Source organism: Corynebacterium sp. HMSC11E11 (genome assembly GCF_001807025.1).
GTDB classification, from domain to species: Bacteria; Actinomycetota; Actinomycetes; order Mycobacteriales; family Mycobacteriaceae; genus Corynebacterium; species Corynebacterium freneyi.
Genome location: NZ_KV787127.1, coordinates 53,263 through 65,674 on the forward strand (window position 1 = coordinate 53,263; position 12,412 = coordinate 65,674).

A 12,412-nucleotide genomic window follows, 5' to 3' on the forward strand; every position below is an offset into this window, starting at 1 on the left:
CCCCCCGCCACGTCCTCCACGTCATCGGCTCGGGCCGCAAACGCCGCGTGACTCGGGTGGAAGGCTCCGACACCGCCGTCGAGCGCATCGACGGCCGCGAATTCGACGTGCCCGTCGACGGTTTCTGGCAGGCCCACTCCGCCGCCGCCGGCCATTACGTCTCCCGCATCCGCGAACTGCTCCCGGCGACCCCCGGCGGTCGCGCCTGGGACCTCTACGGCGGCGTCGGCGTCCTGGCCACGGCGCTGGCCGACCTCGTCGGACCCGACGGCACGGTGACATCCGTGGAATCCTTCGTTCGCTCCGCCGCCGTCGGACGCGCGGCACTGTCCGACCTTCCCGTGGACTTCCGCACCGGCCGCGTCGAGACGGTCGTCGCAAAGCTCGGCCACGCCGTCGACCTCGTCGTCCTCGACCCGCCCCGCACCGGCGCCGGCGCGAAAACCATCGACGCCATCGCCGCCGCCCGACCCCGGAAGATCCTCCACATCGGCTGCGACCCCGCCACCTTCGCCCGCGACGCCCGCACCTGGGCCGACGACGGCTACCGCATCGACGTCCTCGACGTCATCGACGCATTCCCCGGCACGCACCACCTGGAGACCATCTCCGTGCTCACGCCGACGTCGTAAAGCAACGCAGCGACGGCCCCACCCACCGCGACGCGAAGGCAAGCCTTAGTCACCCGGCGCCGCCGTCACCCGTACTATTGAAAGACCAGCCCGGCCACCCGCGCCGGACCGCCGAGACGTGAAAGGAACGGGTACCGGTTCATGGCTCTCCTCGAATCGATCAACTCACCGGCCGACGTGCGCGCACTGCGCCCGGAGCAACTCGATGAGCTGGCCCGGGAGATCCGCGAATTCCTCGTGGAGAAGGTCTCCGCGACCGGCGGCCACCTCGGCCCCAACCTCGGCGTCGTCGAACTGACCATGGCCCTGCACCGCGTCTTCGACTCGCCGACCGACCCCATCATCTTCGACACCGGCCACCAGGCCTACGTGCACAAGATGCTCACCGGACGCGCCGGCGACTTCGACACCCTGCGGCAGAAGGACGGCCTGTCCGGCTACCCCTGCCGCGCCGAAAGCCCCCACGACTGGACCGAGTCCTCCCACGCCTCCGCCGCCCTGTCCACCGCCGACGGCCTGGCCAAGGGCTTCGACATCCGAGGTGAACACCACCGACACGTCGTCGCCGTCGTCGGCGACGGCGCACTGACCGGCGGCATGTGCTGGGAAGCGCTGAACAACATCGCCGCCGGCAAGGACCGCTCCGTCGTCATCGTCGTCAACGACAACGGCCGCAGTTACTCGCCGACCATCGGCGGACTCGCCGAAAACCTCGCCGCACTGGCGCTGCAGCCCGCCTACGACATGGTCATGCGGCAGGGCAAGTCCGGCCTGCAGCGGCTCGGCCCCGTCGGCGACTTCCTCGCGCGCATCGTCTACGGCGCCAAGGAAGGCCTCAAGTCGACGGTCATGCCGCACGAAATGTTCTCCGACCTCGGCCTGAAGTACATCGGCCCCGTCGACGGCCACAACATCCGCTCGCTGGAAAACGCCCTGCGCCACGCCCGCGAATTCGGCGGACCCGTCATCGTCCACGCCAAGACCCACAAGGGCCGCGGATTCGCGCCCGCCGAAGCCAACGAAGACGACCTGATGCACGCCACCGGCGTCATCGACCCCGTCACCGGCGAATCCAAGTCCACGCCCGTGCGCGATTGGACCTCGGTGTTCGCCGACGAACTCGTCGCCCTCGGCCACGAACGCGACGACATCGCCGCCATCACCGCCGCCATGGCCGGGCCGACCGGACTGGCGAAGTTCGGCAAGGCCCACCCCGACCGCTTCTTCGACGTCGGCATCGCCGAACAGCACGCCGTGACCTCCGCGTCCGGCCTCGCCCTGGCCGGCATGCACCCCGTCGTCGCCGTCTACTCGACGTTCCTCAACCGCGCCTTCGACCAGCTGCTCATGGACGTGGCGCTGCTGAAGCTGCCCGTCACCCTCGTACTCGACCGCGCCGGCATCACCGGCTCCGACGGCGCCAGCCACAACGGCGTGTGGGACATGGCCCTGACCTCCATCGTTCCGGGCATCCGCGTCGCCGCCCCGCGCGACGGCGCCCGCCTGGTCGAGGAGCTGCGCGAGGCCGTCGCCGTCACCGACGGCCCGACCGTCGTGCGATTCCCCAAGGGCAAGATCGCCGACGACATCGACCAGGTCGAGCGCACCCCCGACGGCGTCGACGTCCTGCACCGCACCCGCGAAGACGGCGGCGACGTGCTCGTCGTGGCCGTCGGGTCCTTCGCCGGCGCCGCAGTCGAGGCCGCCCGGACCCTGGAAGACGAGGCCATCGACGTCACCGTCGTCGACCCGCGCTGGATCGTGCCCGTGGCCGGCGACCTGCTCGCCCTGGCTGACAACCACTCGATGGTCGTCGTCGTCGAAGACGGCGTCGTCCACGGCGGCGTCGGCTCGCTGCTCGGCGACGCGCTGCGCGCCGCGGCCATCGACGTGCCCACGCGCCAAGTCGCCGTGCCCCAGAAGTTCCTGGACCACGCCTCCCGCGGCGAGATCCTCGACGAACTGGGGCTGACCGCCGACACCATCGCCGACGACGTGTCGGCCTGGTGGGCGGACGTGCAGCGCGCTTAGCCCAGCGGCTGCCTGCGCGGCAGCAGCACCGCCTCGCCGACCAGACCGGCCATGAGGTCGACCTGCCACGGCCGCGCGCCCATGCCCGAGAGCAGGGCGCGCACCTCGTCGTCGGTGCGGGGCACGTCGTCGCCGCCGGCGCCCGACATGGTCCACGCGACGTCGCGCACATCCGAGGGGCGGAACAGCGTCTCCGGTGTGATGCCGAGATCCTCGGCCAAAAGCTCGTGGCCGCCGCGCAGCCGCTCCAGTACGGCGGCGGCCTCCGGCGCACGCTGCTCCCACGTGCGGTGGTGCGGACGTGCGGGCCCGGTGGGGCGGGGCCGCTCGGGCCACGTGTCGCGGGGCAGGGCGAGCGCGGCGCGGACCTCCCGCATCCATAGCTGAGCCGCACCACGACGCCTGCGGGGAAAACCCTTGATCGCAGTGAGCGTCCGTTCGTCCCGGGGCAGTTTCTCGGCGATCGACGCCAGCACGTCGTGAGGCAGCACGGAAACGGGGGAGACGTCGCGCTCGCGCGCCATCCGATCGCGGGCCAACCACAGTTCCCGGCCCACGACGAGCTGTTCCGGGCGCCGCAGCTTGCCGACGCCCTTCATGGAGCGCCACTTCTCCTCGTCGGGCACGTCGTGCGAACCAGGGGCGTGGGCGAGCCGCACCGCCTCGGATTCCTGCCGCAACCATTCGAGGCGGTCGAGTTCGGCCAATGCGGCGGTCAGGGCGTCGGAAAGCTCCACCAGAAGCTCGACGTCCAATGCGGCGTAATCCAGCCACTCGGCGGGCAGGGGCCGCGTCGACCAGTCCTCCCGGCCGTGGCCCTTCGCCAAGGTGACGCCGAGGAGGCCTTCGGTCATGGCCGCAAGGTTGACCTTCGGCAGCCCCAGCAGGCGGCCGGCGATTTCGGTGTCGACGAGTCCGTGCGGATGCAGTCCCAGATCCGCCAGGCACGGCAAGTCGGACACCGCGGCGTGGATGACCCACTCGAGCGGATTGACGTGGTCGGCCAGCCCGGAGTCGTCGATCACGCCGGGCACCGTCTCGGGATCGACGAGAAACGTGCCGGCGCCGTCGCGACGCAACTGGATCAAAAAGGCGCGGTCGTCGTAACGGTAGGCCGAGGCGCGTTCGGTGTCGACGGCCAACGGCCCGGTGCCCGCCGCCAGAAGCCTTCCCGCGTCCGCTATGTCATCGGAGGTGACCAGAACGTCGGGGGTTCCGCCACGCGGGGAAAGCAACGCTGAGCACATGAGAAATAGCTTAACCCGCAGGTGTGGAGCCGGTCATGCGGCCTGATCGGGGACACGTACGCAAACGTTTAGGTAGTACCTGCGTTGGTTGTGTTAGCGTGTCCTAAGGCCCGAAGGGAAGTGCTGCTTTCCACGGGTCGGAGATTTGCCACCACATGAACCGGGGCGCCCGCGGCTGATACCGCAACCGCCCACGACAGCGAGGAGACTCCCTCTTGATCACGACGCTTCGCCGCCGCACGATGGCGGTCGCCGCCGCCGCGGCCCTCACGTTCGGCCTCGTCGCCTGCTCCGATGACGCGACCTCGACCGACACCGACGCCGCCGGCACCGGTGAGACCACCGCCGTGGAGATCGAGGACAACTTCGGCACCCACACCGTCAACGTCCCCGCCGAGCACGTCGTCGCCACCGACAACCGCGTCTTCCGGACCCTCGAGGACTGGGGCGTCGAACTGGCCGCCGCACCGGTCGCCCTCATGCCGCCGAACCTCGACTACAAGACGGACGACTCCATCGTCAACCTCGGCAACCACCGCGAACCCGACCTCGAGGCCGTCGTCGCCGTCGAGCCGGACCTGATCATCAACGGCCAGCGCTTCCAGCAGTACGCCGAGGACTTCGCCAAGCTGGCCCCGGACGCCACCATCGTCGACTTCACCCCGCGCGAGGACAAGCCCTTCGACGAGGAACTGCGCCGCCAGACCACCGCTCTCGGCGAGCTGTTCGGCAAGCAGGAGGAGGCCGACAAGCTCATCGAGGAGTTCGACAAGTCCATCGAGCGCGCCAAGGCCGCCTACGACTCGAACGACACCGTCATGGGCGCCATCACCTCCGGCGGCAACATCAACTACGCCGCCCCCGGCTCCGGCCGTTCCGTCGGTCCGGCCTTCGACATCCTCGGCCTGACCCCGGCCCTTGAGGTCGACAACGCCACCACCGACCACGAGGGCGACGACATCTCCGTCGAGGCGGTCGCCGACGCCAACCCGGACATCCTGCTCGTCATGGACCGCGACGCCGCCGTGGCCGCCAACAACGACGAGGAGTACACCCCGGCCAACGAGCTGATCGCCAACTCCGCCGCGCTGAAGAACGTCAACGCGGTCAAGAACGACCGCATCGTCTACATGCCGCAGTTCACCTACATCGACGAGGGCATTCAGACCTACACCGAATTCTTCAATTCCCTGGCCGACGCCCTGGAAAAGAAGTAGCCCCCGCGGCGCGACCCACCGGGTACGCGCCGACGGTCGGATCCGGCCCGGCCATGCCCGAGAAGCATGGCGGGGCCGCGTCCGTCCGGCGGCGACGCGGGCCGCGCAGCACCAGCAATCCGAGAAAGTCTGAGCGCATGACCGCACCCAGCACGAACACGACCGCCGGACGCGACCCGTCCGGCGCAGAAGCATCGCACGATGCCACGTCCAACGACCCCGCAGCCGCCCCCGCGGCGGCGAAGGGTCGTCTTTTCACGTGGCCCCTGCTCATCGGGGTCCTGGTGACCGCCGGCCTGGTGGTCACGTCGCTGTTCATCGGCGTCTACGACGTTTTCGGCGCCGACGACGGCATCGAGATGTTCGGCATCACCCGCATTCCGCGCACCATCGCGCTGGTGTTGGCCGGCGCGGCGATGTCGATGTGCGGCCTGGTCATGCAGCTGCTGACGCAAAACCGCTTCGTCGAGCCGACGACCACCGGCACGACCGAGTGGGCGGGCCTGGGCCTGCTGCTGGTGATGATCGTGGCACCGGATTCGTCGATCCTCGTCAAGATGGTCGCCGCCGTCATCGCCGCGTTCGTGGGCACGATGATCTTCTTCGCGTTTCTGCAGCGCGTGACCCTGCGGTCGTCGGTGATCGTCCCGATCGTCGGCATCATGCTCGGCGCCGTCGTCGGCGCGGTGTCCAGCTACATCGCCCTGAAGACGAACATGTTGCAGAGTCTGGGCATCTGGTTCGCCGGCTCGTTCACGTCGGTGCTCAAGGGCCAGTACGAGCCGCTGTGGTTCGTCGCCGTCGTCGTGGTGCTCGTGTTCATCGTCGCCGACCGGTTCACCGTCGCGGGCCTGGGGGAGGAGATCGCGACGAACGTCGGCCTGAACTACCGGCGGATCGTCTTCCTCGGCACCGGCCTCATCGCCATCGCCACGGGCATCGTCACCGTCGTCGTAGGCAATCTGCCGTTCCTCGGCCTGATCGTGCCGAACATCGTCTCCATGTTCCGCGGCGACGACCTGCGGTCGAACCTGCCGTGGGTGTGCCTCGTCGGCATCTCCGTGGTGACCGTCTGCGACATCATCAGCCGCATCATCATCCGCCCGTTCGAAATTCCCGTGTCGACGATCCTGGCGATCGTCGGCGCCGTCGTCTTCATCACCCTGCTGCTGCGCCAGCGTCGTCACGCATGAGCCGCCGCCGCAGAGAGGAGCGAATCATGAGCACCGCAATCGACCGCACCACGCCCGGCCTCCCGGACGAGGCGTTCGCCGAGTTTTCCGAGGTCGCCGGCATCGACGAGTTCGACACCGCCGACGCCACCCCCGACCGCACGAGGGGCGACTCCGGCACCCGGCAGGCCACCGGCCCGCTGCCGACGGCCCGTGCGCGCAGGCGCTACTGGATCATCTTCGGCGCCCTGGCGGTGCTGGCCGCGGTCTTCGCGACGGGAATCCTCGCCTGGAACAACCCCATGCCCTTCGGCTCCCGGGGATTCCGCCTCATCGCCGAAATGCGGCTGAGCAACCTGGCGGTCATGGCCGTCGTCGCGTTCTGCCAGGCCACCGCCACCGTCGCATTCCAGACGGTGACGCACAACCGCATCCTCACCCCGTCGATCATGGGCTTCGAATCGTTGTACGTGGTCATCCAGACTGCGGCGGTGTTCTTCCTCGGCGCGGCCGGCATCGTCGCGGTCACCGGCACGCCGCAGTTCCTCGGCCAGGTCGCCATCATGGTGGTGTTCTCCGCGATCCTCTACGGCTGGCTGTTCGGCGGGCGCTTCGGCAACATGCAGATCATGCTGCTCGTCGGCATCATCCTCGGCGGCGGCATGGGCGCACTGTCGACGTTCATGCAGCGCATGCTCACCCCGAGCGATTTCGACGTGCTCACCGCGCGCCTGATCGGCTCCATCGCCAACGCGGACACCGACCACCTGCTCATCAGCCTGCCGATCGTCGTCTTCGCCGGCTCCGTGCTGTGGCTGCGCGCCACCAAGCTCAACGTTCTGGGCCTGGGCCGCGACACCGCCACCAACCTGGGCATCAACCACAAGAAGGACACCATCATCGTCCTGGTCATGGTGTCGATGCTCATGGCCGTGTCCACCGCACTGGTGGGGCCGATGACCTTCCTCGGCTTCCTCGTGGCGATGATCGCCTACCAGCTCGCCGACACCTACGACCACCGCCACGTGTTCCCGATCGCGTGGCTCACCGGCTTCGTCGTCCTGTCCGGCTCGTACTTCGTCCTCAAGAACGTCTTCTACGCCGAAGGCTCCGTCGGCATCATCATCGAAATCGTCGGCGGCACCTTCTTCCTCATCCACATCCTGCGAAAGGGACGCCTGTGATCACCCTGACCAACGTCGCAAAGCACTACAACGACGAGGTGTCCATCGGCCCCGTGGACCTGAAGATCCCGGCCGGCGGCGTCACCGCACTCGTCGGACCCAACGGCGCCGGGAAGTCGACGCTGCTGACCATGATCGGCCGCCTCGTCGGCATGGACGAAGGCAGCATCGAAATCGCCGGTTACGACGTCACGTCGACCAAGTCCGCCGACCTGGCGAAGATCGTGTCCATCCTGCGGCAGGAAAATCACTTCATCACGCGCCTGACCGTCCGCCAGCTCGTCGGCTTCGGCCGCTTCCCGTATTCCAAGGGGCGCATCACCGCCGAGGACGAGAAGATCATCTCCCGCTCCATCGACTTCCTCGGCCTGACCGAGCTGGAGGGCCGGTACCTCGACGAACTGTCCGGCGGCCAGCGTCAGCGCGCCTACGTCGCCATGGTGCTCGCGCAGGACACCGAGTACATCCTCCTCGACGAGCCGCTGAACAACCTGGACATGCGGCATTCGGTGCAGATGATGCAGCACCTGCGCCGCGCCGCCACCGAGTTGGGCCGGACCGTGGTCATCGTCGTCCACGACATCAACTTCGCCGGCCACTACGCCGATCGGATCTGCGCGGCGAAGAACGGGCGGATCGTGCATTTCGGCACGCCGGACGAGATCCTGCGCGACGACATCCTGTCCGACGTGTTCGACACTCCCGTCGAGGTCATCGACGGCCCCCGCGGACGCTTGGCCGTGTACTACTAGCCGGTCGGCCGGCGCGGTTTTGCTTGACGACGGCGCCCGGGTCGGGAGCAGCGGCCGGAATCAGCGGCCGAGCTCGGCCACACCCTCCGGCGGCAATCCGGCGACATTGGCCAACACGCGGGAAAACGCCTCGACGTGCGGCGCAAGATCGATGTCCTCGGCGGTCCAGGACGCGCGCATCTCCAACTGGAAAGCTTCCGGCGGCCCGCCGATCTCGCCGTAGCGCACCGAGTTCGTGGTGGTCACGGTGCCGCCCAGGTTGCTGAAGCCGGCACCGCACTCGGCGAAACCCTCCGTCAGCCACTGCCACGCCACCTGGGGCAGCAGGGGATCGGAGGCGACGTCGGCATCCATGTCGGCCTGGATGTAGGCCACCAGGCGCATCGTGCCCTCCCACGTCTCGTCCGCGCGGGGATCGTGGAGCAGAATCAGACGACCGAACGCGTCGCCTTCCGACGTCTCCGGAACGAGGTCGGTTTCCGGGTGGAGCACCTCCAGGCCGACGGCATGGCTGAACGGGGCCAGCTTCTGCGGGGGCCTGATGTCGCCCAGCGAAATCTCGGCGCGCACGTGCGCGGCGTGCATCGACTTGACGGCGTCGCGGAAGGGCTGCGGGGCGGTGTCGGTGGCTGTCACGGTGCTTGAATGTAGCGGCGCCGGCCGCCCCGGCCGTGGAGGCGCGCCGCGAAGGGGAGGCGGCGGTGTCGAAGGTGCCGGATGGGGCATGATGGGAGCATGTCTAATCGCCGCAATTTGTCCGACGCCCCCTTCCTCGAGGCCGCCGCCGGGCGCACCCCGTCCCGCCGCCCCGTGTGGTTCATGCGCCAGGCCGGGCGGTCCCTGCCCGAGTACCGCGAGATCCGCAAGGACATCGGGATGCTCGATTCCTGCTTCAACTCGGAGCTGCTGGCGGAGATCACCATGCAGCCGGTGCGTCGCCACGACGTCGACGCGGCGATCCTTTTCTCCGACATCGTCGTGCCCGTCAAGGCCGCCGGCGTCGACCTGGACATCGTCGCCGGCCGCGGCCCGGTGGTCGCCGAGCCGATCCGCACCGCCTCGGACATCGACCGACTGCCGGAGCTCGACCCCGCCACGCTGCAGCCGGTGGCCGACGGCATCGCGGGCATCCTCGAGGAGCTCACGGACCGTCAGGCGCTCATCGGTTTCGCCGGCGCCCCGTTCACCCTCGCGTCCTACCTGGTCGAGGGCGGCCCGTCGCGCAACCACGAGCGCACCAAGGCGCTCATGCACTCCGAGCCGGAGCAGTGGGACAAGCTGATGCGCCGCATCACGCCGATCATCGTCGGCTTCCTGCGCGTCCAGATCGAGGCGGGCATCGACGCGATGCAGCTGTTCGACTCGTGGGCGGGCTTCCTCACCGAGCGCGATTACCGTCGTCACGTGCTGCCGTACTCGCAGGAGATTTTCGAGGCCGTCGCCGACGCGGGCATTCCGCGCATCCACTTCGGCGTCGGCACCGGCGAGCTGCTCGGCGCGATGGCCGAGGCCGGTTCCGAGGTCGTGGGCGTCGACTGGCGCGTGCCGCTCGATGCCGCCGCGCAGCGCATCTCCAACACTCTCGCCGACGCCTACCCGGCGGGCGACCGCGCCAACCACGCCCGCGTGCTGCAGGGCAACCTGGACCCGGCGATGTTCTTCGCCGGCGACGCGGCCATCGAGTCCGAGGTGCGCCGCATCTGCGCCGAGGCCGACCGCGCCATCGAACGCGGCACCGCCCGCGGCCACATCTTCAACCTGGGCCACGGCGTGCCGCCGAACACCGACGCCGACGCCATCACCCGCACCGTGAAGATGGTGCACGAGCTGTGAGCACCAATCCGCTGACGGTCGTGGTGGCCGGCGCAGGTCTCACCGGCCTGGTCGCCTCGCACCAGCTGCGTCGGAGCCTGGGCCCGGGCGCTCGCATCGTCGTCGTCGACCCGGATGACCGGGTGGGCGGCAAGTTGCGCACCGTTGACACGCAGGAGGGACCGATCGAGGTCGGCGCCGAGGCGTACCTGGGGTTCCGCAAGGATGCGACGGATTTCTTCGAAAGCCTCGGGCTCGGCGATGAGCTGGTCACCCCGTCCGGGCTGCCGTCGACGATTTTCGCGGCCGGCGAGGTGCGGTCGATGCCGCGCACGACGGTGATGGGCGTGCCCGCGTCGTCGGAGGGCCTGCAGGGGCTGCTTTCCGACGACACGTGCGCCCGCATCGACGCCGAGGGCGACCCGGAGCAGACGGCGCCGTTGCATTGGGTGCATGGTGACGACGTGAATCTGGGGCAGCTCGTGGAGTCCCGGCTGGGCCGCGAGGTCGTCGACCATCTGGTGTCGCCGCTGCTCGGCGGGGTGTACTCGTGCCTGGCCGACGATCTCGGCTTGCGCGCGACGGTGCCGCAGTTGGCGGAAACGCTCGACGCGATGACCGCCGTGGGCGAGCCGGTGAGCCTCACCGCGGCCGCGCAGCGCGTGCTGGATCAGCGGGCGGCGGCCAACGAGGCCCGCCTGGCCTCCGGTGCCGTGTCCGCACCGATTTTCCGCACCTTCCGCAACGGCTACCGCAGGCTCTACGACACGTTGGTGGAGCAGGCCGCGCCGGAGTTGGAGCTGGGCGTGGGCGTGGAGAAGATCACCGACGCCACGGACGTCACGGGCTCCGACGATGCTCCCGGCACCGGCGTCAAGGACGTGACCTTGTCCGACGGTCGCGTGCTGCGCGCCGACGCCGTCGTTTTGGCCGCCCCGGCCCCGGTCACCGGGGCACTGCTCGCCGACGTCTGCCCGGACGCCTCGGAGATCATCGGCGGCGTCGACTTGGCGTCGTCGGCGGTGGTGGCGATGCGCTTCGACACCGAGGAGGGATTGCCGGAGTACTCGGGCATCCTCGTCGCCGCCGACGCTGGCCTGGACGCCAAGGCCTTCACGTTCTCGTCGCGCAAGTGGCCGCACCTGGGCGAGCGCGGCGGCGCGGTGGTGCGCGGTTCCTTCGGGCGCTTCGGCGACGAGTCGTTGGTCAAGCTTTCCGACGACGAGCTCACGGCCGCAGCGCTGGCCGACTTGAAAGCGCTGACGGGCTTCGACGCCGAGCCGGCGGAAGTCGTCGTCCAGCGCTGGTGGGGAGGCATCCCGCGTTACGGCGTCGGCCACGGCGACCTCATGCGGTTCGCGGAGGCCGCCCTCGACGAGGTACCGCGTATCGCCGCAGCCGGGGCGTGGCACCGCGGTCCGGGCGTGCCGGCCTGCCTGTCCGACGCGAAGGCCGCCGCCGCGAAGGTCGTGGCCGACCTCGCTTGAGCCGGTGAGGGTAGCCTTGTTCGCAGTGCCCGCCCGCGCGCACCCGACGCAGATTTTCAACACAGACATTCCCCGAGTTCACATTTCCCGAGTTCAAGGAGACGAACTTTTCATGGCGAAGCTCGACTACAAGAAGCTCAACGACACCATCCGCTACACGATGTGGTCCACGTTCAAGGTGGCCCCGGGGGCGCTGGGCGATGACCGCGACGCGGCGGTCGCCGAGACCCGCGAGTTCCTCAAGCGCTACGAGGCCGACGACGTCGATCTGATCGTCCGCGGCTTCTACGACGTCTCCGGCATGCGCGCCGAGGCCGACTTCATGTTCTGGATCCACGCCGAGAAGATGGAGGACCTGCAGGCGTTCTACAATGCGTTCCTGCGCGAGACCCCGCTGGGCCGGGCGTCGACGCCGCACTGGTCGAACGCCGCGCTGCACCGTCCGGCGGAGTTCAACAAGTCGCACCTGCCGTCGTTCATCATGGGCGAGGAGCCGCAGCGCTGGATCGCGGTGTACCCGTTCGTGCGTTCCTACGACTGGTACCTGCTCAAGCCGGAGGACCGCCGCCGCATTCTCGCCGAGCACGGCCAGGCCGGCCGCGACTACCCGGACGTGCGCGCCAACACCGTGCCGGCGTTCGCGCTGGGCGACTACGAGTGGATCCTGGCGTTCGAGGGCCCGGAGCTCGACCGCATCGTCGACCTGATGTGGAAGATGCGCTACACCGAGGCGCGTCTGCACGTCCGCGAGGAGATTCCGTTCCACACCGGCCGTCGCGTCGACGACGTCGCGGAGATCATCAACGCCCTGCCGTAGCCCGGCCGCGTTTCTCGCTTTACGACGACCACGCCCCCGCCACCCGACGACCGGGTGGCGG

General features: G+C 69.1%; 11 protein-coding genes. 9 read left to right on the forward strand and 2 right to left on the reverse strand.

The window, feature by feature from the left end; translation table 11 throughout:
- Window positions 1–632, forward strand: a 632-nt coding sequence (locus HMPREF3121_RS12860; protein WP_371327316.1) for a class I SAM-dependent RNA methyltransferase, incomplete at its 5' end; no start/stop codon positions are given.
- Window positions 633–773: 141 nt separating this feature from the next.
- Window positions 774–2,663, forward strand: coding sequence for a 1-deoxy-D-xylulose-5-phosphate synthase (gene dxs / locus HMPREF3121_RS03720; protein WP_070519974.1), 1,890 nt, complete (start codon window positions 774–776; stop codon window positions 2,661–2,663).
- On the opposite strand, the gene HMPREF3121_RS03725 is transcribed toward dxs, so the two are convergent.
- A complete protein-coding gene (locus HMPREF3121_RS03725) occupies window positions 2,660–3,910 on the reverse strand; it encodes an HRDC domain-containing protein (RefSeq protein WP_083291243.1) in 1,251 nt (416 codons plus the stop codon). The two genes, dxs and HMPREF3121_RS03725, sit on opposite strands and share 4 nt — an antisense overlap.
- Window positions 3,911–4,152: 242 nt before the next feature.
- On the opposite strand from HMPREF3121_RS03725, the gene HMPREF3121_RS03730 reads away from it, so the two are divergent.
- The 4 genes from HMPREF3121_RS03730 to HMPREF3121_RS03745 all read left to right on the forward strand — a co-directional run bounded on the left by HMPREF3121_RS03730 (window position 4,153) and on the right by HMPREF3121_RS03745 (window position 8,235).
- Window positions 4,153–5,127, forward strand: a complete 975-nt coding sequence (locus HMPREF3121_RS03730; RefSeq protein WP_070519996.1) for a siderophore ABC transporter substrate-binding protein — start codon at window positions 4,153–4,155, stop codon at window positions 5,125–5,127.
- Window positions 5,128–5,264: 137 nt separating this feature from the next.
- The gene (locus tag HMPREF3121_RS03735; protein WP_083291244.1) at window positions 5,265–6,320 is read left to right on the forward strand and encodes an ABC transporter permease; all 1,056 of its coding nucleotides are present in this window, start codon (window positions 5,265–5,267) and stop codon (window positions 6,318–6,320) included.
- Between the two features lie 26 nt (window positions 6,321–6,346).
- Window positions 6,347–7,483 carry an iron chelate uptake ABC transporter family permease subunit gene (locus HMPREF3121_RS03740; protein WP_083291245.1) on the forward strand — a complete coding sequence of 379 codons (1,137 nt, stop codon included), beginning with the start codon at window positions 6,347–6,349 and terminating at the stop codon, window positions 7,481–7,483.
- Entirely contained in the window at window positions 7,480–8,235 is a 756-nt protein-coding gene (locus tag HMPREF3121_RS03745) for an iron ABC transporter ATP-binding protein (protein ID WP_035121892.1), read from the forward strand. The genes HMPREF3121_RS03740 and HMPREF3121_RS03745 overlap by 4 nt, the downstream gene beginning before the upstream one ends.
- Window positions 8,236–8,295: 60 nt before the next feature.
- Here the strand turns inward: HMPREF3121_RS03745 and HMPREF3121_RS03750 are convergent, their stop codons facing one another.
- Complete coding sequence (locus HMPREF3121_RS03750) at window positions 8,296–8,871, reverse strand: DUF3000 domain-containing protein (RefSeq protein WP_070519976.1); 576 nt, start codon at window positions 8,869–8,871, stop codon at window positions 8,296–8,298.
- A gap of 99 nt (window positions 8,872–8,970) precedes the next feature.
- Here HMPREF3121_RS03750 and hemE point away from each other — a divergent pair, with 99 nt between their 5' ends.
- From hemE to hemQ, 3 genes are all read left to right on the forward strand, one after another.
- Window positions 8,971–10,068, forward strand: a complete 1,098-nt coding sequence (gene hemE / locus HMPREF3121_RS03755; protein ID WP_070519977.1) for a uroporphyrinogen decarboxylase — start codon at window positions 8,971–8,973, stop codon at window positions 10,066–10,068.
- The gene (gene hemG / locus HMPREF3121_RS03760; RefSeq protein WP_246816059.1) at window positions 10,065–11,534 is read left to right on the forward strand and encodes a protoporphyrinogen oxidase; all 1,470 of its coding nucleotides are present in this window, start codon (window positions 10,065–10,067) and stop codon (window positions 11,532–11,534) included. The genes hemE and hemG overlap by 4 nt, the downstream gene beginning before the upstream one ends.
- 112 nt (window positions 11,535–11,646) lie before the next feature.
- Window positions 11,647–12,351, forward strand: a complete 705-nt coding sequence (hemQ, locus tag HMPREF3121_RS03765) for a hydrogen peroxide-dependent heme synthase (RefSeq protein WP_070519979.1) — start codon at window positions 11,647–11,649, stop codon at window positions 12,349–12,351.
- The last annotated feature ends 61 nt before the right edge of the window (window positions 12,352–12,412 follow it).

Bases quoted from the DNA above. Each gene is read 5' to 3' on its own strand.
- hemE (WP_070519977.1), top strand. From the start codon at position 8,971: ATGTCTAATCGCCGCAATTTGTCCGACGCCCCCTTCCTCGAGGCCGCC.
- hemQ (WP_070519979.1), top strand. From the start codon at position 11,647: ATGGCGAAGCTCGACTACAAGAAGCTCAACGACACCATCCGCTACACG.
- HMPREF3121_RS03730 (WP_070519996.1), top strand. From the start codon at position 4,153: ATGGCGGTCGCCGCCGCCGCGGCCCTCACGTTCGGCCTCGTCGCCTGC.
- dxs (WP_070519974.1), top strand. From the start codon at position 774: ATGGCTCTCCTCGAATCGATCAACTCACCGGCCGACGTGCGCGCACTG.
- HMPREF3121_RS03735 (WP_083291244.1), top strand. From the start codon at position 5,265: ATGACCGCACCCAGCACGAACACGACCGCCGGACGCGACCCGTCCGGC.
- HMPREF3121_RS03725 (WP_083291243.1), bottom strand. From the start codon at position 3,910: ATGTGCTCAGCGTTGCTTTCCCCGCGTGGCGGAACCCCCGACGTTCTG.
- HMPREF3121_RS03740 (WP_083291245.1), top strand. From the start codon at position 6,347: ATGAGCACCGCAATCGACCGCACCACGCCCGGCCTCCCGGACGAGGCG.